We start from the raw sequence: 20,641 nt of genomic DNA, 5'->3' as shown, positions 1-20,641 counted from the left end.
GTAGGTGAGCCCTTGACGGACGCGCCCGTCCCACCGACAATTTCGCCGACGGTCCCGCCGGGGGTAGTCGTGGGATGGTCGTGGGATGGGCCGACCGATACGCCGGGTTCTGTCATCGTGCCCCGTCACCGGGACACGAGAGGCGGCCATCCATCTACGATCGTCGTTACCGACGACCTCCAGCGGCCTACCCGTGCACTCGGGCGGGCAGCCCTGATGACGCGCACTGTCTGGCCTTGCTCCGGGTGGGGTTTACCGAGCCATGCCGGTCACCCGGCATGCTGGTGGTCTCTTACACCGCCTTTTCACCCTTACTCCCGGACCGTGTGAGCGTGCCGGGAGCGGTTTCTTTTCTGTGGCACTGGCCTGCGGGTTACCCCGAGTGGGCGTTACCCACCACCCTGCCCTGCGGAGCCCGGACGTTCCTCGGCGGAACACTGCGTGAGCAGGTCCGACGCGGCCGCCTGGTCGACCCATCCATCGTCCAGTGTAGGCGGGCAGCGGCAGCTCCTGTGGAGGCCGGGCGGGGAGGGTCCCCTCGGATCGGTAGAGTTTGACGGTGCTGATCCTGCTCCCTCCGTCCGAAGGCAAACAGGCGGCCCTCTCCGGCCCGCCGCTCGACGTCCACGATCTTCACTTCCCGGAACTCGCCGCGGCGAGGCTGACGGTCCTCGAAGCGGTGCGCGCTGCCAGCGCTGGTGCCGACGCGCACACGGTTCTCGGTGTGGGGGCCTCGCTCGCCGAGGACGTGCGGCGCAACCTCGTCCTCGACGTCGCGCCCGCTGCGCCGGCCCACGACGTCTACTCCGGCGTCCTGTACGACGCCCTCGGCTTCCGGGACATGACGGCGGTGCAGAAACGGAAGGCGCGCGAGCAGTGCGTCGTCGTCTCCGGCCTGTGGGGCGCCATCGCACTCGGGGACCGCATCCCGGCGTATCGCCTGTCGATGTCGGTAGACCTGCCCGGTACCGGCCGCCTCGCCGCGTTCTGGCGGTCGCGACTCGCGGACCCGCTCTCCCGGCACGCCGGCGAGGGGCTCGTGGTGGACTGCCGCTCCAGCACCTACGCAGCGGCGTGGGCGCCCGCGCCCGTCCGGACGGCGGCCGTGGACGTCGTGCAGGTGCGCAACGGTAAGCGCACGGTGGTGTCCCACTTCGCCAAGCACACGCGGGGTGAGCTGGCCCGCCACCTCCTCACCCGTCGCGGCGCGGCGCCGGCCACTCCCGAGGCGCTGCTGCGCGCGGCGCAGGAGAGGTGGACGGCGGAGCTCGAGCCGGCGACGGACAGGAAGCCGGCCCGCCTCACCATCGTGCTCGACTGACCTCCTGACGGACGATCAGCCTGCGACGAGCTCGACCTCGAAACCCTCGGCGTTCTCCAGGTAGGCCGCATAGTGCTCGGGTCCGCCGGCGAAGGGGTGGCGGTCGGGGAACAGGAGGGTCCATCCGTGACTGGCCGCCCGCCGGGCGAGGAGGTCCACCTCGGCGCGGGTGCCCGCGTGGAAGGCCAGGTGATTGACCCCGGGACGACGCCGGTCGGGTGCGTCGCGGACGTCGGGGCCGGCCTCCAGCACCACGTAGAACTCGTCCGAACCGTAGCTCGCGCCGTCGGCCCAGGATTCGCGCACCGGGAGGCCGAGTCGCTCGAGCAGCCAACCGAGACTCGACGTCGCAGCGGCCAGGTCCTTCGTCCACACCTCCACGTGGTGCAGCGTCCCGGGCCGCCGCGTCGCCGGATCGCCCACGGTGCCGGAGGTGCCCGGCGCGGTGGCCGTGCCCAGCGAGTCAGGGGCGACCCGCGCGGTGACGGCGACGGACGCGGTACCCGGCAAACCGGCAGCGTTCGGCGCTGCCCGCTTGGGTTTCCATGGAACACCTGCCATACCGGCGTCCATCGCCTCGTTGGACAGCCGGTCGGCGTCCTTGTTGCGCTCGCGCGGGATCCACTCGTAGCTCACGCGCCGCGGGTCGAGGACCTTCCGCGCCTTCGCCGCGAGGACACGCATGTCGGCGTGCTTGATCTGCCATCGCCCGGACATCTGCTCCACCACGAGCTTCGAGTCCATCTTCACATGGACGGAGGCCGTCGGGTCGAGGTCGCGGGCCAGTTCGAGCCCCGCCACGAGGCCGGAGTACTCCGCAACGTTGTTGGAGGCCTTCCCGATGTACTCGGCCTTCTCGACGATGATCGTCCCGGTGTCCGGGTCCCTCACGAGGGCCCCGTACCCGGCGTGGCCGGGGTTCCCCCGCGATCCGCCGTCGGCCTCGACGACGAGTCGCCGACGGTCGCCGCCCGCGTCCCGTGCGCCGCTCTCGGCCGCCTCGAACAGGTGCGGATCGGTCACTGGGGCTGACCCCAGTCCGCCGAGCGGACGAGGATGCAGCCCGAATCGGGGCAGAACACGATGTCGTCCGGCGCGGCAGCGGAGATGTCCGCGAGGTCGCCCGGGCTGAGGTGCATGCCCGAGCCCTCCGACGTGCCGTGGAACAGCCTCGCCGCTCCCACGCCCCGCTTGGCGAGGATCCGCTCGTAGAGGGCGAGAAGTGCGCGGTCGAAGGTGTCGGCGAGTTCCTCGCGCTCCGTCTGGACGCGGGTGCGCTGCGCCTCGATGTCGGCCAGTTCGGCGTCGCGCGCCTCCTCGAGGGCGAGGAGTTCCGCCCGCACGGAGTTGGTCCGCGCCTGCACGGTGGCCTGCGCCTCGCGAGCGGCCTCGACCCGCTCCATGACGTCGAGTTCAACGTCCTCCAGGTCGGAGCGGCGCCTGGTGAGGGACACGATCTCGTGCTGCAGCGCGGTGAGGTCCTTCGACGTCCCCGTCCCGCTGTTCAGCCTCTTCTCGTCGCGCTCGAGACGCGTCACGACGGCCTGCACCTCGTCCTCGGCGCGGGTGAGTTCGCGCTGGAGGTCACCGAGCTCCGTCGTGGCGCGCACGAGCTCGGCGTCCACCACGGCCACCTGGGCGGCGGTGGCCGCGAGCTTCGGCTCGGCCCGCGCGACGGCGGCCTGCCGTGTCAGTTTGTTCAGTGCGGAGTCGAGCGCCTGCAGGTCCAGCAAGCGGCGTTGTTCCTCGGGAGCGGCCTTGGCCACGTGAGCCTCCAGGGGTCGGTCGGGGTGCGCGACGGACGGGCGCGGGCGTCGTCCAAGCCTAGGTCACGGGACCCGGGTGGGCCGTCGTCAGCGCCCGGGTGTCAGGACGAAGTCCCAGGGATCGGTGTTGACGCCGCTCACGCGGATGTCGGCGCGGAAGCCCTGATCCGCGAGGACGTTGGTCAGGGCGTCGGCAGCGGGTGTCAGCCACAGCCATTCGCTGCCGAAGTGCGAGACGTCGATCAGGAACGGAGGCCCGCCCGCTGCGGCCTCCCGTACCTCCGACGCCGGATGATGCCGGAGGTCGGCCGTCACGTAGACGTCGGCCCGGGCGGCCCGTACGCGGTCGAAGAGCGAATCGCCCGCCCCTCCGCAGACGGCGATACGGCGCACGACGGCGTTGCGGTCGCCGGCGACGCGCACTCCACCGGCTACGGCCGGGAGGATCGAGAACACCACTTCGGCGAAGGCGCCGAGGGTGGTCGCCGCGCCGAGCAGGCCCACCCGGCCGATCCCCTCCTCGGGCAGTCCGTCCGCCGCGGGCGCCAGAGGCTCCACGTCCTGCAGGCCGAAGGCGTCCGCGAGCACGTCCGAGACACCACCGACGGCGCTGTCCCCGTTGGTGTGCACCGTGACGAGGGCGCAGCCCGCTTCGATGAGCCGGTGCAGCACGTCGCCCTTGAAGCCGGTGGCGGCGATGCTCGAGACGGGTTTTAGGAGGAGCGGGTGGTGGGAGACGATCATGGTCGCACCCCAGGCGAGTGCCTCGTCCAGCACCGCCGCGGTGGGGTCGACGGCGAAGAGGATGCGCTCCACGGCGTTGTCCGCCCGTCCGGCGACGAGCCCCACGGCGTCCCACCCCTCGGCGAGGCTCTCCGGCCACAACTCCTCGATGGCCAGGAGCACGTCCGCCACGCGCGGCGGGCCTGCCTCGGGGGACCCGCCGTCGTGCTCGTTCTCGTCCATGTGTCCAGTAATACCCGCCGTCGTGGAGCACTCCAAGTCGGGGAGGGTCGGCCACGGAGCCGTCCGCTCCCCCGCGCCGGGAATCTTCGACGCACGCCACGCATTGGAACAGGCATGAAGACATTCGTGCTTGGAGGAGGCTGCTTCTGGTGCCTCGATGCCCTGTACCAGAAGACCCGCGGCGTGACCGAGGTCGTCTCGGGCTACACGGGAGGGCACACGAAGCATCCCGACTACGATTCCGTCTGCTCGGGCATGACGGGTCACGCGGAGGTCGTGGCCGTCAGCTTCGACGAGACGGTCATCCCCGAGGACGTCGTGCTGGACATGTTCTTCGTCTCGCACGACCCCACGACCCTGAATCGTCAGGGCTACGACGTCGGGACCCAGTACCGCAGCGTCATGTACTACCAGGACGCCGAGCAGAAGGCCCTCTTCGAGGACGCCATCGCCCGAAACCAGGAGAACTGGAAGAACCCGATCGTCACCGAGGTCAGCCGGCTGCCCGAATTCCACGTCGCCGAGGACTGGCACCAGAACTACTACGCGAAGCACCCGGAGCAGGGCTACTGCCAGGTGATCATCAATCCCAAGCTCTCGAAGGCGCGGAAATATTACTCGCAGTGGCTCGCCGCCTAGGAGGCTGGCGCCCGCCGCACTAGGCTGACCGCCGATCGGTCGGGGATCGCCCCGTCCGTCCCGGCCACCCCATCCCGACCACCCAGCGAATCAGGCAGGCACCCCATGGCACAGATCTACGACGACGTCACGCAGCTCGTGGGGCGCACACCGCTCGTCCGGCTCAACCGCCTGACCGAGGGTCTCGGCGCGCAGGTCGCCGTGAAGCTCGAGTTCTACAACCCCGCCAACAGCGTGAAGGACCGCATCGGGGTCGCCATCATCGACGCCGCGGAGAAGGCGGGTGCGCTGGCCCCCGGCGGCACGATCGTCGAGGGCACTTCCGGGAACACGGGGATCGCCCTGGCGATGGTCGGAGCCGCCCGCGGCTACAAGGTGGTGCTCACGATGCCCGAGACCATGTCCACCGAGCGGCGGGTCATGCTGCGCGCGTACGGGGCCGAGATCGTCCTGACGCCCGGGTCCGAGGGCATGCGTGGCGCCGTCGACCGCGCGAAGGAGATCGTCGCGACCACGGAGAACGCCATCTGGGCCCAGCAGTTCGCCAACGCCGCGAACCCGGCCATCCACAGGGCCACCACCGCTGAGGAGATCTGGGACGACACCGACGGCGAGGTGGACATCTTCGTGGCCGGCGTCGGCACCGGTGGCACCATCACCGGAGTCGGGCAGGTGCTCAAGGAGCGCAAGCCCGGCGTGCAGATCGTCGTCGTCGAGCCCGCGGACTCCCCCATCCTCAACGGTGGCGCCCCCGGCCCGCACAAGATCCAGGGACTCGGCGCGAACTTCGTCCCCGAGAACCTCGACCGCACCATCTACGACGAGGTCATGGATGCCACCGTGGAGGACTCCGTGCGGGTAGCCCGCGCGCTGGGCACGCAGGAGGGGATCCTCGGCGGTATCTCGTCGGGTGCGATCATCTGGGCCGCGCTGGAGCTCGCGAAGCGTCCGGAGAACGCCGGTAAGCTCATCGTGGCCATCGTCTGCGACTTCGGCGAGCGCTACATCTCCACGGTGCTCTTCGACGACATCCGCGGCTGATCCTGGCCCGAATGACTTCCTGATCCAGCTGTCGCTGGGCATCTAGCAGCACGAGAAGGTACCCGGTGAGCTTTCTGGAACGACTGCGCGAGGATCTCGAGACCGCGCGCACCCACGACCCCGCCGCCCGCGGGTCGCTCGAGACCACGGTCGTCTACTCGGGCCTCCACGCGATCTGGGTGCATCGTCTGACACATCGGATGTGGCGCACGGAGGGGCTTCGCTTCCCGGCGCGAGCCCTCTCCCAACTGGCGCGGGTCCTCACGGGCGTGGAGATCCACCCCGCCGCCACCATCGGGCGCCGGTTCTTCATCGATCACGGCATGGGCGTGGTCATCGGCAGCACCTCGGAGATCGGCGACGACGTGATGCTGTACCAAGGCGTCACGCTCGGCGGGCGCTCGCTCGAGAAGGTCAAGCGCCACCCGACCATCGGCGACCGCGTCACCGTGGGTGCGGGCGCCAAGATCCTCGGTCCCATCACGATCGGCGCCGGCAGCGCGGTCGGTGCGAACGCCGTCGTCGTCAAGGACACCCCGCCCGACTCGATCGTGACCGGTATCCCGGCCACGTTCCGGCACCGCGATTCGCGGCGGGAGACTCAGCCGGCGGTGGACCCGGCCGAGTACGTGGACCCCGCCATCTACATCTAGGCCTCACCGCAGGACGACGGAACCCCCGGACAGAAGTCCGGGGGTTCCGTCGTGTTCGGGTCCGTCAGTGCGTGTCCACGGCCTCGATCTCCGACTTGTCCTCGCCCCAGAGGGTGTGGAACGTACCGTCGGAGTCCACCCGGTTGTAGGTGTGCGCACCGAAGAGGTCGCGGAGTCCCTGCGTCAGCGCGGCGGGAAGGCGCGTGCGGCGCAGTCCGTCGTAGTAGGCGAGCGACGCCGAGAAGACCGGCACGGGGATGCCCAGCTGCACGGCCGTCGAGACCACGCGACGCCATGCGGGAACGGCTCCTGCGATGGCCTCGGCGAACGCGGGTGCCAGCAGGAGGTTCGCCGGGCGCTCGTCCGCGTCGGCGTAGGCCTTCATGATGTCGTCGAGCAGCTCCGCGCGGATGATGCAGCCCGCGCGCCACAGGGACGCGATCTCGTCGAGCCTGAGGTCCCAGCCGTACTCCTTCGCCGCGGCGGTGAGCATGTCGATGCCCTGGGCGTAGCTGACGAGCTTGGAGGCGTACAGCGCCAGGCGGACGTCCTCGACGAAGGACTCGGGCAGTTCCACCGTGCCCTCATGGCCCTGCAGGATCTCCTGCGCCTGAAGGCGCTGGTCGAGTTGCGAGGACAAGGCCCGGGCGAACACGGACTCGGCGATGCCCGACGTCGGGCTGCCCAGTTCGAGCGCCGAGACGACGGTCCAGCGACCGGTACCCTTCTGGCCCGCCGCGTCGACGACGACGTCCACGAAGGGCTTGCCCGTCCGCTCGTCGATGTGCCCGAGGACCTCGGCCGTGATCTCGATGAGGAACGAGGACAGCGTGCCCGAGTTCCAGTCCGTGAAGATCTTCGCCTGGTCGGCCGGCTCGATCCCGGCGCCGGAACGCAGCAGGTCGAAGGCCTCGCCGATCACCTGCATGTCGGCGTACTCGATGCCGTTGTGCACCATCTTCACGAAGTGTCCCGCGCCATCGGTGCCGATCCAGCGGCAGCAGGGCTCGCCGTCGTACTTCGCGGAGATCTTCTCGAGCATCGGGCCGAGCGAGTCGTAGGACTCACGCGATCCGCCGGGCATGATCGAGGGTCCGAGGAGTGCGCCCTCCTCACCGCCGGAGACACCGACGCCCACGAAGTGGAGGTCGTGCTGCGACAGGGCGGCCTCGCGGCGGCGGGTGTCCTCGTAGTGGGAGTTCCCGCCGTCGATCACGATGTCGCCCGGCTCCAGCAGCGGCGTGAGCTGGTCGATGACGGAGTCCACCGGCTTGCCGGCCTTCACCATGATGAGCACGCGTCGCGGCTTCTCGAGTGAATCGACCAGCTCCTGCAGGGTCTCGGTGCGGATGAAGTCACCATCGCCCCCGTGCTTCTGCAGCAGGGTGTCGGTCTTCTCGATCGACCTGTTGTGCAGGGCCACGGTGTACCCGTTGCGGGCGAGGTTCCGTGCGAGGTTGGCTCCCATGACTGCCAGGCCTGTGACGCCGATCTGTGCGCTCAATGTGTTCTCCGTCGTTTGTCAGCTGCATGCGTGTGCGCTGCAGGTCCCGGCACTCGGCGCGTCTCCGCGGGGGTCGTCCGGTCACTTTCACACTATTACCGTCGGAACGCCCCCCGCTACACCACCGGCCGGTGAGGACTGCTTGTTTCGCCCTGCCGGTAGGACCCCGGCGCATCACGCGTGTGTCCCGATCGACAACCGTTCCGGCTGGGTCGCTGGCGCCATCCATGAAAGAATGGTAGTGATGTCCGACGTTACCGTTACCCCCGCCGCCCTCACCCCCTCCACAGCGCGCCCTCAGGTGCGCCCCGAAGTGGAAGGCGCGCAGCCCATCGTCGCGAGTGACGGCCGGCCCCTGCTGCAGTTCACATCGCCCCGCGTCAGCCAGCCCCCGGTCCACCTCGCCGACCTCACGCTCGCCGAGCGGCAGGACCGTTTGAAGGAGCTGGGCCACCAGGGCTTCCGGGCGAAGCAGCTGTCCACGCACTACTTCTCCCACTTCACGACGGATCCCGCCGCGATGAGCGACCTGCCGAAGGCCGGCCGCGAGGAGCTCGTGACCGCGATGTTCCCGCCGCTGCTCACCGAGGTGAAGCGCCTGACCACGGACAACGGCGACACCATCAAGTTCCTGTGGCGGCTCTTCGACGGCGCGCTCGTCGAGTCCGTGCTCATGCGCTACCCCGGCCGCGTGACGCTCTGCGTCTCCTCGCAGGCGGGTTGCGGCATGAACTGCCCGTTCTGCGCCACGGGTCAGGCGGGGCTCACCCGCAACATGTCGACGGCGGAGATCGTCGATCAGGTGGTCGCTGCGAACCGCGCCCTGGCGGAGGGAGCGCTGGGAGCTCTCCGTACCGACGGCGGGCACGACGCCGACCGCGTCACGAACATCGTGTTCATGGGCATGGGTGAGCCGCTCGCCAACTACAAGCGCGTCATGGCCGCGCTGCACCGCTTCGTCGACGACTCCCCCGAGGGCCTCGGGATGTCAGCGCGCAACATCACTGTCTCCACGGTGGGCCTCGTCCCCGCGATCAACAAGCTCGCGGCGGAGTCGTTGCCGGTCACGTTCGCCCTGTCCCTCCACGCGCCCGACGACGAGCTCCGCGACGAGCTCATCCCGGTCAACACGAAGTGGAAGGTCGACGAGGCGCTCGACGCCGCGTACAACTACTACAGGACCACCGGCCGACGCGTGAGCATCGAGTACGCGCTGATCAAGGACATGAACGACCACGCCTGGCGTGCGGACCTCCTGGCCAAGAAGCTGAACCAGCGTGGCCGCGGCTGGGTGCACGTCAACCCGATCCCGCTCAACCCCACGCCGGGTTCCATCTGGACCGCTTCGGAGAAGAGCGTCTCCACCGAGTTCATCAACCGCCTGCGTGCAGCGGGCATCCCCACGACCCTGCGTGACACCCGGGGCAAGGAGATCGACGGCGCCTGCGGGCAGCTCGCCGCGGGCGAGTAGCCGTCAGCCCGGCACCCCGATTCGCGCGGCCCTCCGCGCGGCCGGTATAGTCGATGTCCGTGACGACGCCGACCACGCGTCGGTCGCAGCACCGGGGCTCACGCCCCACGGGTCTTTAGCTCAGCTGGTAGAGCGCCACGTTTACACCGTGGATGTCATCGGTTCGATCCCGGTAGGACCCACCGAACAGGACCTCACACTCCCGCCACACAGCGGGGCGGTGGGGTCCTTCTGCGTTCCGGCCCCGTGGTCCCGACCGTCAGGACCCGGAGGATTCCGACGGCAGGTCCGGCAGCCGGTCCGCCAGGAACGTCAGCGCCTCGGAGACGCCCGCCTCGATCTTCAGGGTCGCGAGATCATCCCCGCGGGTCCACCCCCGGTTGATGATGACCACCGGTTTGCCGGCCTTCGACGCGTGCCGGACGAAGCGCAGGCCACTCATGACGGTCAGTGAGGAACCGGCGACCAGCAGTGCATCGGCGGCGTCCACCATGGCGTAGGCCTCGCCCACCCGGTCCTTGGGGACGTTCTCCCCGAAGTAGACGAAGTCCGGCTTGAGCATCCCGCCGCACACCGGGCACGGAGCCATGACGAAATCGCCCGTGTCGTCCACGTCCGCGTCGGCATCGGGCGCCACGTCACCGGCGTCGGACTCGCGTTCGAGGTAGCCCGGGTTCAGGTCCTCGAGCAGCTCGGCGATCCTCGCCCGGGGGAAGGCCGTACCGCATTGCAGGCACACCACGCGGTCGAAGGTCCCGTGCAGGTCGATGACGTTCCTGCTGCCTGCCGACGAGTGCAGCTTGTCGACGTTCTGCGTGATCAGGCCCGACAGCAGTCCCCTGCGTTCGAGCACCGCGATGGCCGCGTGGCCCGCGTTCGGATCCGCACGTTTCAGATGCCGCCAGCCCACATGGTTCCGGGCCCAGTAACGGCGCCGGAGTGCCTCGTCGCCGACGAACTGCTGGTAGGTCATGGGGTTGCGGGGGACGGACTGCGGGCCCCGGTAGTCGGGGATCCCGGAGTCGGTACTCAGGCCCGCGCCCGTGAGCACGGCGAGACGACGCCCTGCGAGCAGCTCGACCGCCTGCGCCAGGGCCGACTGCTCGGCAGGGGCCAGAGGCAGGAGATCGGAGGCAGGGCTCTCGCTGACGAAGCCGGTCAGACCGAGGCGAGGATTCGTCTCGGGCCCCGGCAAGCCGTCGTCAGGACGCCCCTCGGGTCCCCGTTGCTTCACAGTGCCGCTTCGACCGAGCTCAATGCGCGTGCGTAGTCGGAGATGGGCCGGCCCTGGCCGTGGGGCGAGGAGATGGCGGCACGGACCGCCCCGGACCCGTCGAGCACGTAGCTGATCCGCTCGGCGTACCCGTGACTGTCGTCGAAGGCCTCGTAGGCGCGCGTGACCTCCCCGTGCGGCCAGAAGTCCGCCAGGAGGTCGAAGGAGATGTCATTGGCATCGGCGAAGGCGCGAAGAGTGTACTTGTGGTCGACGGAGACCGCGACCAGCGAGACACCGGCGGCGTCGAAGATGTCCTGGTTGTCCCGCAGCTGCCCGAGTTCGTCGGTGCACACGCGGGAGAAGGCGAAGGGGAAGAAGACGATTACGGAGCCGCCCACGAGCGACGAACTCTCGACCGTCTCCCCGAACTGGTTGGCGAGGGCGAAGGGAGGGGCGAGTGAGCCGATGGCGAGTGGCACGCGGCTACTGCTTCCTGCGACTGACGAGCCGCGTCGCGGCCCATTCCTTGGAGACCCCGGCCGACGACGTCGAGTGGAGACCGGCGGTTGGCGCCGACTCCTGCACGTCGGCGGCGGCGACATATCCGGGGCGTCCGGACTTGGGGGTGAGGAGCCAGATCACTCCTCCTGCCTCGAGCGAAGTCAGGGCGTCCACGAGGGCATCGACCAGATCGCCGTCGCCGGCCCGCCACCAGAGGATCACCCCGTCGACGACCTCCTGGTCGTCCTCGGTGAACAGCTCGGAACCGATCCCGTCCTCGAGTTCGTCGCGGAGATCGAAGTCGACGTCGTCGTCGTAGCCGAGCTCCTGGACGAGGCTCCCCTCCTTGAAACCCAACTTGCCTGCCACTTCACTTGCCGTGGCGGCTTCAGCCTCGCTCACTTGACTCCTCCTGAAACGGCGGGGCGGTCGTACGAACCGCCCGGCTTAAGGGTACCCATGGCCTACAGCCAACACCCTTATGCGCCATGCATCAAGCCGGGGGACGCATCCGGGCGCGCCAGGGCGTAGGAGCCGCTCCGGGCGGGTACGTGGTGCATGGCGGGACCAGGTTCCTGCGACCCCACCAGACGGCACACGCACCCTACTCGGGCGGAGTGAGCAAGCCCTCGGCGTAATCGGTCGCGCAGCCCTGATCCCGCTACGCATCGGGTCCGCGGCGACGATAGAGTGAGTCGGTAGACGGCGCGGTGACTGCACCGGGCATGGATCGCTGCGCGGGCCCACAAGAGCCGAGCGCAGGCGTCGAGCAACACGGACCAAGCTCCGTGGAAGTGGAGAGATATCGCGTGGCTGCAGAACAAGGAACAGCGGACATCCTCAGCGGTCTGACGGTCGGCAAGCCCGACGCCGATCCGGAGGAGACCGCGGAGTGGATCGAATCCCTCGACCAGCTCATCCGCTCCCAGGGGACGGAGCGCGCGCAGTACATCATGCGCTCGCTGCTCCAGAGGGCCGGCGCCCAGTCGGTCGGTGTGCCGATGGTGACCACCACCGACTACGTGAACACCATTCCCGTGGACCAGGAACCCGAATTCCCGGGTGACGAGGAGATCGAGCGGAAGTACCGTGCCTGGCTGCGCTGGAACGCCGCCGTCATGGTGCACCGCGCGCAGCGCCCCGAGATCGGGGTGGGCGGACACATCTCGACCTACGCCGGAGCGGCGACGCTCTACGAGGTGGGCTTCAACCACTTCTTCAAGGGCAAGGACCACCCGAGCGGCGGCGACCAGATCTTCTTCCAGGGCCACGCCTCCCCCGGTATGTACGCCAGGGCCTATCTCGAGGGACGCCTGACGGAGGAGGACCTCGACGGCTTCCGCCAGGAGAAGTCCAAGGAGGGCCACGCGCTCTCCTCCTACCCGCACCCTCGCCTCATGCCGGAGTTCTGGGAATTCCCGACCGTGTCGATGGGCATCGGCCCGATGAATGCGATCTACCAGGCCCAGTCGAACCGCTACCTGCACAACCGCGGTCTGAAGGACACGTCCGACCAGCAGGTCTGGGCGTTCCTCGGTGACGGTGAGATGGACGAGCCCGAGTCGCGCGGTCTGCTGCAGCTCGCGGCGAACGAGCACCTCGACAACCTGAACTTCGTCATCAACTGCAACCTGCAGCGCCTCGACGGCCCCGTGCGCGGCAACGGCAAGATCATGCAGGAGCTCGAGGCATTCTTCCGCGGCGCCGGCTGGAACGTCATCAAGGTCGTCTGGGGTCGGGAGTGGGACAGCCTGCTCTCCAAGGACACCGACGGCGCGCTCGTCGACATCATGAACCAGACGCCCGACGGCGACTACCAGACGTACAAGGCGGAATCCGGCGGATTTGTCCGGGACCACTTCTTCGGCAAGTCCCCCGCCACGAAGGCGATGGTGGAGGACCTCTCCGACGCCGACATCTGGAACCTCAAGCGCGGCGGGCACGACTACCGCAAGGTCTACGCCGCGTACAAGGCGGCCACGGAGTTCAAGGGCAAGCCGACCGTCATCCTCGCGAAGACCGTCAAGGGGTACGGGCTCGGCTCGCACTTCGAGGGGCGCAACGCGACCCACCAGATGAAGAAGCTGACCAACGCCGATCTCAAGGCGTTCCGTGACCACCTGCGCATCCCCGTCACCGACGAGCAGATCGACGACGACCTCTACAACGCGCCGTACTACCACCCGGGAGCCGACGCACCCGAAATCAAGTACCTCATGGAGCGTCGCCGCGAACTGGGCGGATTCGTCCCGGAACGGCGGACGAAGCACGCCGAGGTCGTCCTGCCGGGTGACAAGGCCTACGAGATGGCCAAGCGCGGGTCGGGTAAGCAGATGGCGGCCACCACCATGGCCTTCGTGCGCATCCTGAAGGACATCATGCGCGACAAGGAGTTCGGCAAGCGCATCGCGCCGATCATCCCGGACGAGGCACGGACCTTCGGCATGGACTCGTTCTTCCCCACGGCGAAGATCTACAACCCCAACGGACAGAACTACCTCTCGGTGGACCGCGACCTGGTGCTTGCGTACAAGGAGTCGATCGAGGGGCAGATCCTGCACGCGGGCATCAACGAGGCCGGTTCCATGGCGGCCTTCACCGCCGCGGGTACCGCCTACGCCACGCAGGGGCAGCCGCTCATCCCGATCTACGTCTTCTACTCGATGTTCGGCTTCCAGCGCACGGGCGACTCGATCTGGGCCGCTGCGGACCAGATGGCGCGCGGATTCATCATCGGCGCGACGGCCGGACGTACCACCCTGACCGGTGAGGGTCTGCAGCACGCCGACGGTCACTCACCGATCCTGGCGTCGACCAACCCCGCCGTCGTCACGTACGATCCCGCCTTCGGGTACGAGATCGGCCACATCATGCGGGACGGCCTGAACAGGATGTACGGCGACATCGGCGACCGGCCGGAGTCCCACCGCAACGTCATGTACTACATCACCGTGTACAACGAGCCGTTCGTGCAGCCCGCCGAGCCGGAGGACCTGGACGTCGAGGGCGTGCTGAAGGGGATCTACCTCCTCAAGCCCGCGAAGGTGGACGGTCCGCGCACGCAGCTGCTGGCGTCCGGCGTCGCCGTGCCGTGGGCCCTCGAAGCGCAGAAGATCCTCGCGAAGGACTGGGGCGTGTCCGCTGACGTATGGTCGGTGACCTCCTGGAACGAACTGCGGCGTGACGCCCTCGACGCCGAGGAGGAGGCCTTCCTCAATCCCGGGGCCGAGGCGCGGAAGCCGTTCGTCACCCACCAGCTCGAAGGTGCCACGGGTCCGATCGTCGCCGTCTCCGACTTCATGAAGGCGGTCCCGGACCAGATCCGTCAGTTCCTGCCCAACGAGTTCGCGACGCTCGGCGCCGACGGCTTCGGGTTCTCCGACACCAGGGCTGCGGCGCGCCGGTTCTTCAAGATCGACAGCCACTCCGTCGTCGTCCGCGCGCTGGAGATGCTCGCCCGCCGTGGCGAGGTCGACGCCGATGCGCCCAAGGAGGCCATCGAGAAGTACCGCCTCCTCGACGTCAACGCGGGCACCACGGGCAACGCCGGTGGCGACGCCTAGGACTCGCGGGTAGTTCCCACCGGGGGCGACGGCGTGCACGGCTCCACAGCCCTGCACGCCGTCGCCTTTTGTAGCTCCTCCACAAATTCAGGACGACGAGCGGGGTGACCGTATGCTCGGTCCATGTCCACAACCGCCGCTTCCGCCGGTGACGGCCCGCGGAGCCCCGCCGCGATGAACGCGGGCTCCTCCCCTCCCGATCCGGCGACGGTCGACAAGCTCCGGTCCACGATCGGCTCGCTGTCCACCGCGACGCTCAAGCAGCTCGACGCGGACCTGCCGTGGTACCGCGGCCTCCGGCCCGACGAGCGGTCGGCGCTCGGGCTGGTGGCCCAGAAGGGCATCGCGTCCTTCGTGAACTGGTACCAGAAACCCGCATCACCGGCCTGGGTCCTCAGCGACGTCTTCGGCACCGCTCCGACGGAGCTGACGCGCTCCATCAGCCTGCAGAAGGCACTGCAGCTCATCCGCGTCGTCGTGCAGGTGGTCGAGGACCACGTGCCCTTCCTGGCACCCGCCGCGGATCAGGCAGCCCTGCGCGAGTCCGTCCTCCGGTACTCCCGCGAGGTCGCCTTCGCGGCCGCCGACGTCTATGCGCGTGCGGCGGAGACGCGTGGCTCATGGGACACCCGGCTCGAGGCCCTCGTCGTCGACGCGATCCTGCGCGGGGAGAGCTCGGACGCCCTGCGATCGCGCATCGCGGCCGTCGGGTGGACCACCCAGGCGCCGATCACCGTGATGGTCGGCAGCGCGCCGGCAGAGCCCAACGCCGGGTTCCTCAACGAACTGCGGCGCGTGACCGCCCGGCTCGCCGAGGACGTCCTCGTGGGCATCCAGGGCGAGAGGCTCATCCTCGTCCTTGGAGGGGTGCGCGACCCCGACAAGGCCTACCCCCGCCTCAGCGAACTCTTCGGCGCCGGTTCCGTGGTGTACGGGCCCGAGGCGGAGTCCCTCGTCAGTGCCAGCAGCTCGGCCCAGGCGGCCTTCGCGGGCCTGACCGCCGCCCGGGCCTGGCCGGGCGCTCCCCGCCCGGTGTGCTCCGAGGACCTGTGGCCGGAGCGGGTCATCTCGGGGGACGACACCGCTCGCCGGGCGCTCGTCCGCCAGATCTACAGGCCGCTGCTCGCCGCATCGAATGGACTCGAGCAGACGCTGTCCGCCTACCTCAGCCTCGGGCACTCCCTGGAGGCGACGTCGCGCGAGCTCTTCGTGCACGCCAACACAGTGCGGTACCGGCTGCGTCGCGTCTGCGACGTCACCGGGTGGGACCCCCTGCTGCCGCGTGAGGCGTACGTGCTGCAGACGGCCCTCGTGGTCGGGCGGCTCTCCACCCCACCCCCGACCGCGCCGCCCGGCGGCCCGCCGGTTCCCGAACGCGGGCGGCCCGCACGGACGACGACGGCGAGGAGCGCACGAGCGTCTCCGCCCGGCCCCGCTTCCTTGTAGGCTCTCTACAAAGCCGCGGAACCACCTTGGTTCAGCCGAACACCCGAGAATACCTCGCCTGACTGGAAAGCTGGACTAGTGCTTGCCATCGCCTGCCCCGGACAAGGGTCACAGACCCCCGGCTTCCTCGCCCCCTGGCTCGAGCTGCCCGGCGTGCGGGAGCATCTCGACCAGCTGAGCGAGCTCGCACAGCTCGACCTCGTTCTCCACGGCACGGTGTCGGACGAGGACACCATCCGTGACACCGCCGTTGCCCAGCCGCTCATCGTGGCCGCCGGACTCGTCACCGCCAGGATCCTCCTGGCCGGGCAGACCCTGACGGCCTCCACGGTCCTTGCTGGCCACTCGGTCGGGGAGATCACCGCGTCCGCCGTCGCGGGTGCCCTCGGCGAGGACGATGCCATGACCTTCGTCCGCGTGCGTGCGACCGCGATGGCCGCCGCCGCGGCCACGACACCCACCGGCATGAGCGCCGTGCTCGGCGGGGACCCGGAGGAGGTCCTCACACGGCTCTCCGCACTCGGCCTCACCGCAGCGAACGCGAACGGCGGCGGGCAGGTCGTCGCCGCCGGGACGCTCGAGCAGCTGAGTGCCCTGACCGCGGAGCCCCCGGCGAAGGCACGGATCATCCCCCTCAAGGTCGCAGGCGCCTTCCACACCAAGCACATGGCACCCGCCGTCACGGCCCTCGAGGACCTCCGCCCCTCTCTCGCACCCGCCGAACCGTCCGCGACCCTGCTGTCCAACCACGACGGCGCACCCGTCGCCGGCGGCGAGGCGAATCTCGACAGCCTCATCGCGCAGGTCTCGCGACCAGTGCGGTGGGACCTCTGTACGGAGGCGCTGCAGTCGATGGGAGTGTCCGGCATGATCGAGCTCTCCCCCGCGGGCACCCTCACCGGGCTCGCCAAGCGCGGGATGCGGGGCACCGCCGCTCTCGCCGTAAAATCACCCGAGGACCTCGACGCCGCTCGACTGTTCGTCGAGGAACACTCCCGCACCACGGACCAGGATCCGTCCCCCCTGTCTGAAGGACGTCAGTGAGCACCCCCGCACTCAAGCAAGCGCCCCTGCGCGAGCACACCCGCATCCTCGGCGTCGGCGCGTACCGGCCGGAGGTCGTCGTCACGAACGAGGACGTCTGCCAGTGGATCGACTCCTCGGACGAGTGGATCCGGCAGCGCACCGGCATCGTCACGCGCCACCGGGCTCCCCGCCACGTCAGCGTCATCGACATGGCCGTCGCCGCAGCGCAGGAAGCACTCGTCGCTTCGGGGATCGAGGCCTCACAGCTAGGGGCCGTCCTCGTCTCGACGGTGACCCACCCCTACGCGACGCCCTCCGCCGCGGCACAGGTGGCGGACCGGCTGGGCGCCACGCCTGCTCCCGCCTTCGACATCTCGGCCGCCTGTGCAGGGTACTGCTACGGGATCGCGCAGGGTGACTCACTCGTCCACTCCGGTACCGCGGACTACGTCCTGGTGGTCGGCGTCGAGAAGCTCTCGGACTTCATCGACAACTCGGACCGCACCATCTCCTTCCTCCTCGGGGACGGCGCCGGAGCGGTGGTGATCGGACCCAGCGACTCGCCGGGTATCGGCCCGTCGGTCTGGGGCTCCGACGGCAGCAAGCACGAGGCCATCCGGATGACGCGCTCCCTGATCGACACCCGCGACTACTCGCTCGGCTCGGTCGCGACCGACGCCGAACGTGAGGAGGATGCCGAGTCGGGGCGTGAGAGCCTCTGGCCGACGATGCGTCAGGACGGACCGACCGTCTTCCGCTGGGCCGTGTGGGAGATGGCGAAGGTAGCGCAGCGTGCCCTCGACGCCGCCGGAATCACCGCCGACGATCTCGCCGCTTTCCTGCCCCATCAGGCGAACATCCGTATCATCGATGAGATGGTGAAGCAGTTGAAGCTCCCCGCGCACGTCTACGTCGCGAGGGACATCGTGGACGCCGGTAACACCTCCGCGGCCTCGATCCCTCTGGCGATGCACCGCACGCTGAAGGAGCAACCAGCGCTCAGCGGCAAGCTCGCACTCCAGATCGGCTTCGGCGCGGGCCTCGTCTTCGGAGCGCAGGTCGTGGTCCTTCCCTAACCCCCAAGCCCAGACCGCGACAGTGCGGTCTGATCATCCCGCCGGTCCACCGGCAGAACAGAAAAGGAGCCCTCATGGCTAGCAACGAAGAAATCCTGGCCGGTCTGGCCGAGATCGTGAACGAAGAGACCGGTCTCGCCCCCGAGTCGGTCGAGATGGACAAGTCCTTCACGGACGACCTCGACATCGACTCCATCTCCATGATGACCATCGTCGTGAACGCCGAGGAGAAGTTCGGCGTCCGCATCCCGGACGAAGAGGTCAAGAACCTGAAGACCGTCGGCGACGCCGTCACCTTCATCTCGGGCGCACAGGCCTAGTTCCTGCCGTTCACGCGCTGCGGCCGCTCCCGGCGTCATCGCCGTGAGCGGCCGTAGTCGTCGTTCCTCCGTCCCGGATTCCGCCGGTGTACGCCTCAGCTTCGAAAGAGTGACCATGCCACGCAAAGTCGTCATCACCGGACTCGGTGCAACCACCCCGATCGGCGGGGACGTTCCCACCATGTGGGCTAACGCGCTCAAGGGCGTGTCCGGCGCCCGCACGATCGAGGCGGACTGGGTGGAGAAGTACGAACTCCCGGTGACGTTCGCCGCGCAGATCTCCGTGCCTGCGTCCGAGGTCCTCTCGCGGGTCGAGGCGAAGCGCATGGACCCGTCGACGCAGTTCGCCGTCATCGCCTCCCGCGAGGCATGGCGGGACTCGGGCATCGAGGACATCGACAAGGACAGGCTCGCAGTCGCCTTCGCCACAGGTATCGGCGGGGTGTGGACGCTGCTCGACGCGTGGGACACGCTCCGGGAGAAGGGCCCCCGCAGGGTCCTACCCATGACGGTCCCCATGCTGATGCCGAACGGCCCCGCCGCCGCCGTCAGCCTCGACCTCGGTGCGCGCGCCGGGGCCCATACCCCCGTGTCAGCCTGTGCCTCGGGAACCGAGGCAGTGCACCAGGGCCTCGAGCTGATCCGCTCCGGTAAGGCCGACGTCGTCGTCTGCGGCGGTGCGGAAGCTGCCATCCATCCCATGCCGATCGCCGCCTTCGCCTCCATGCACGCGTTGTCCCGCCGGAACGACGAACCGCAGCTGGCATCACGCCCCTACGACACGGGCCGCGACGGCTTCGTCATGGGTGAAGGCGCCGGCGCCCTGGTCCTCGAGGCCGAGGAGCATGCCCTCGCTCGGGGCGCGCGGATCTACGCCGAGCTCGGCGGCACATCGGTCACGGCCGACGCTTACCACATCACCGCCCCGGACCCGCAGGGTCTCGGAGCGACGCGCGCGCTGAAAGCCGCGCTGTTCGACGCCCGGGCCCAGCCCGAGGACGTCGTCCACGTGAACGCCCACGCGACGTCCACCCCGGTGGGTGACAAGCCCGAGTACACGGCCCTCAAGTCGGCGCTCGGAGCCCATGTCGACCAGGTCGCGGTGTCGGCGACGAAATCGCAGACAGGCCACCTCCTGGGTGCCTCCGGTGCGGTCGAGGCCGTCATGACGGTCCTCGCTCTTCATGACCGGAAGGTCCCTGTCACCATCAACCTCGACAACCAGGACCCGGAGATCCCGCTCGACGTCGTCACGTCACCCCGGGACCTGCCGAAGGGTGACATCGTCGCGCTCAGCAACTCGTTCGGGTTCGGCGGACACAACGCGGTGATCGTGCTGCGGAGCGTCTGATCCGGAGCACGACTGCAGGACCGACGAAGGCGCCGCCCCCGGGGGCGGCGCCTTCGTCCTGATCGGCGTCGATCGAGCCTGACAGGCTCGGAGATGTGACAGGTCCGGACCAGGCGAATATCGCTGCCGCGACCCCGACCTGTGCGGAAGGAATGTCGAGGAGGTCAGCCGACCTGATGCAGCCACCGCACAGGAGCGCCCTCGGCGGCGTGGCGGAAGGGCTCGAGTTCCTCGTCCCACGATTCACCTAGTGCCAGTGAGAGCTCGTGGTAGACCGCCGCCGGATCACCTGCGCCCGCCTCGTAGGCGTAGCGGATGCGATCCTCGGTCACCATGATGTTGCCGTGGACATCTGTCGTGGCGTGGAAGATCCCCAGCTCGGGAGTGTGGGACCAGCGGCCGCCGTCAGCACCGGCGCTCTGCTCCTCGGTCACCTCGTAACGGAGATGGGCCCAGCCGCGCAGTGCCGACGCCAGAAGCGCACCTGCGCCCTGCGGACCGATCCAGGAGATCTCCGCACGGAGCATTCCGGGCGCGGCGGGTTGAGCGGTCCACTCCATGTCGACACGCTTATCGAGCACTGAGCCGATGGCCCACTCGACGTGGGGGCACAGCGCAGAAGGGGCTGAGTGCACATACAGGACACCGCGCGCCATCACAACAGACATTCCATCCTCCATAGCTGTAGGTACGTCTTCCCCAACGACCTTCAGTGGATGATGCTCTGCTCGACGACGGACCGGGACCTACTGAGACCCACCCGCACGTGGTACGGGTTCCT

19 protein-coding genes, 1 tRNA gene and 1 other RNA gene are annotated in these 20,641 nt (G+C 69.0%); 12 read left to right on the top strand and 9 right to left on the bottom strand.

Annotated elements, in window-relative coordinates; translation table 11 throughout:
- Positions 1-82: 82 nt before the first annotated feature.
- Positions 83-476, bottom strand: an RNA gene (rnpB, locus tag AC4D12_RS06135) — RNase P RNA component class A.
- 83 nt (positions 477-559) lie between these two features.
- Here rnpB and AC4D12_RS06130 point away from each other — a divergent pair.
- The gene (locus tag AC4D12_RS06130; RefSeq protein WP_490949027.1) at positions 560-1,321 is read left to right on the top strand and encodes a YaaA family protein; all 762 of its coding nucleotides are present in this window, start codon (positions 560-562) and stop codon (positions 1,319-1,321) included.
- 15 nt (positions 1,322-1,336) lie between these two features.
- Here the strand turns inward: AC4D12_RS06130 and AC4D12_RS06125 are convergent, their stop codons facing one another.
- From AC4D12_RS06125 to AC4D12_RS06115, 3 genes are all read right to left on the bottom strand, one after another.
- Positions 1,337-2,329, bottom strand: a complete 993-nt coding sequence (locus tag AC4D12_RS06125) for a reverse transcriptase-like protein (RefSeq protein ID WP_490949496.1) — start codon at positions 2,327-2,329, stop codon at positions 1,337-1,339.
- 11 nt (positions 2,330-2,340) lie between these two features.
- Positions 2,341-3,087: a zinc ribbon domain-containing protein gene (locus tag AC4D12_RS06120; RefSeq protein ID WP_490949026.1), complete on the bottom strand. Its 747-nt coding sequence runs from the start codon at positions 3,085-3,087 to the stop codon at positions 2,341-2,343.
- Positions 3,088-3,174: 87 nt separating this feature from the next.
- Positions 3,175-4,053, bottom strand: coding sequence for a Nif3-like dinuclear metal center hexameric protein (locus tag AC4D12_RS06115; protein ID WP_490949025.1), 879 nt, complete (start codon positions 4,051-4,053; stop codon positions 3,175-3,177).
- Between the two features lie 114 nt (positions 4,054-4,167).
- Between AC4D12_RS06115 and msrA the strand changes: the two genes are divergently transcribed.
- From msrA to epsC, 3 genes are all read left to right on the top strand, one after another.
- On the top strand, positions 4,168-4,692 hold the full coding sequence (gene msrA / locus AC4D12_RS06110; protein WP_490949024.1) for a peptide-methionine (S)-S-oxide reductase MsrA: 525 nt from the start codon (positions 4,168-4,170) through the stop codon (positions 4,690-4,692).
- A gap of 105 nt (positions 4,693-4,797) precedes the next feature.
- Positions 4,798-5,733, top strand: coding sequence for a cysteine synthase A (cysK, locus tag AC4D12_RS06105; RefSeq protein WP_490949023.1), 936 nt, complete (start codon positions 4,798-4,800; stop codon positions 5,731-5,733).
- Positions 5,734-5,798: 65 nt separating this feature from the next.
- The gene (gene epsC / locus AC4D12_RS06100; protein WP_490949022.1) at positions 5,799-6,386 is read left to right on the top strand and encodes a serine O-acetyltransferase EpsC; all 588 of its coding nucleotides are present in this window, start codon (positions 5,799-5,801) and stop codon (positions 6,384-6,386) included.
- Positions 6,387-6,450: 64 nt separating this feature from the next.
- Here the strand turns inward: epsC and gnd are convergent, their stop codons facing one another.
- The gene (gene gnd, locus AC4D12_RS06095) at positions 6,451-7,890 is read right to left on the bottom strand and encodes an NADP-dependent phosphogluconate dehydrogenase (RefSeq protein ID WP_490949021.1); all 1,440 of its coding nucleotides are present in this window, start codon (positions 7,888-7,890) and stop codon (positions 6,451-6,453) included.
- Positions 7,891-8,134: 244 nt separating this feature from the next.
- Here gnd and rlmN point away from each other — a divergent pair, with 244 nt between their 5' ends.
- Together rlmN and AC4D12_RS06085 are read left to right on the top strand one after the other, a co-directional pair.
- The gene (gene rlmN / locus AC4D12_RS06090; RefSeq protein ID WP_490949020.1) at positions 8,135-9,361 is read left to right on the top strand and encodes a dual-specificity RNA methyltransferase RlmN; all 1,227 of its coding nucleotides are present in this window, start codon (positions 8,135-8,137) and stop codon (positions 9,359-9,361) included.
- Between the two features lie 109 nt (positions 9,362-9,470).
- Positions 9,471-9,543, top strand: a tRNA-Val gene (locus AC4D12_RS06085).
- 77 nt (positions 9,544-9,620) lie between these two features.
- Here AC4D12_RS06085 and AC4D12_RS06080 read toward each other — a convergent pair.
- The 3 genes from AC4D12_RS06080 to AC4D12_RS06070 all read right to left on the bottom strand — a co-directional run bounded on the left by AC4D12_RS06080 (position 9,621) and on the right by AC4D12_RS06070 (position 11,480).
- Positions 9,621-10,484, bottom strand: coding sequence for an NAD-dependent protein deacetylase (locus AC4D12_RS06080; RefSeq protein ID WP_490949495.1), 864 nt, complete (start codon positions 10,482-10,484; stop codon positions 9,621-9,623).
- Positions 10,485-10,591: 107 nt separating this feature from the next.
- A complete protein-coding gene (locus AC4D12_RS06075) occupies positions 10,592-11,056 on the bottom strand; it encodes a redoxin domain-containing protein (RefSeq protein ID WP_490949019.1) in 465 nt (154 codons plus the stop codon).
- A 4-nt stretch (positions 11,057-11,060) separates the two neighbouring features.
- The gene (locus AC4D12_RS06070; RefSeq protein WP_490949018.1) at positions 11,061-11,480 is read right to left on the bottom strand and encodes a DUF3052 domain-containing protein; all 420 of its coding nucleotides are present in this window, start codon (positions 11,478-11,480) and stop codon (positions 11,061-11,063) included.
- A 407-nt stretch (positions 11,481-11,887) separates the two neighbouring features.
- Here AC4D12_RS06070 and aceE point away from each other — a divergent pair, with 407 nt between their 5' ends.
- From aceE to fabF, 6 genes are all read left to right on the top strand, one after another.
- Positions 11,888-14,641, top strand: a complete 2,754-nt coding sequence (gene aceE / locus AC4D12_RS06065; protein WP_490949017.1) for a pyruvate dehydrogenase (acetyl-transferring), homodimeric type — start codon at positions 11,888-11,890, stop codon at positions 14,639-14,641.
- 174 nt (positions 14,642-14,815) lie between these two features.
- Positions 14,816-16,087 (top strand): PucR family transcriptional regulator, encoded by a 1,272-nt coding sequence (locus AC4D12_RS06060; protein WP_490949494.1) that lies wholly within the window; start codon positions 14,816-14,818, stop codon positions 16,085-16,087.
- A gap of 78 nt (positions 16,088-16,165) precedes the next feature.
- On the top strand, positions 16,166-17,131 hold the full coding sequence (locus tag AC4D12_RS06055; RefSeq protein WP_490949016.1) for an ACP S-malonyltransferase: 966 nt from the start codon (positions 16,166-16,168) through the stop codon (positions 17,129-17,131).
- Positions 17,128-18,189 (top strand): beta-ketoacyl-ACP synthase III, encoded by a 1,062-nt coding sequence (locus tag AC4D12_RS06050; protein WP_490949015.1) that lies wholly within the window; start codon positions 17,128-17,130, stop codon positions 18,187-18,189. The genes AC4D12_RS06055 and AC4D12_RS06050 overlap by 4 nt, the downstream gene beginning before the upstream one ends.
- Before the next feature lie 74 nt (positions 18,190-18,263).
- Entirely contained in the window at positions 18,264-18,509 is a 246-nt protein-coding gene (locus tag AC4D12_RS06045; protein ID WP_026552001.1) for an acyl carrier protein, read from the top strand.
- A 115-nt stretch (positions 18,510-18,624) separates the two neighbouring features.
- Positions 18,625-19,860 carry a beta-ketoacyl-ACP synthase II gene (gene fabF, locus AC4D12_RS06040; protein WP_490949014.1) on the top strand — a complete coding sequence of 412 codons (1,236 nt, stop codon included), beginning with the start codon at positions 18,625-18,627 and terminating at the stop codon, positions 19,858-19,860.
- Positions 19,861-20,024: 164 nt separating this feature from the next.
- Here the strand turns inward: fabF and AC4D12_RS06035 are convergent, their stop codons facing one another.
- Positions 20,025-20,528, bottom strand: a complete 504-nt coding sequence (locus AC4D12_RS06035; RefSeq protein WP_490949013.1) for a DUF3145 domain-containing protein — start codon at positions 20,526-20,528, stop codon at positions 20,025-20,027.
- Between the last annotated feature and the right edge of the window lie 113 nt (positions 20,529-20,641).

Source organism: Arthrobacter sp. TJ-266 (genome assembly GCF_058269115.1).
Note: the sequence above shows the minus strand (reverse complement) of the source record. Positions and strands in the feature narration are given on the sequence as shown.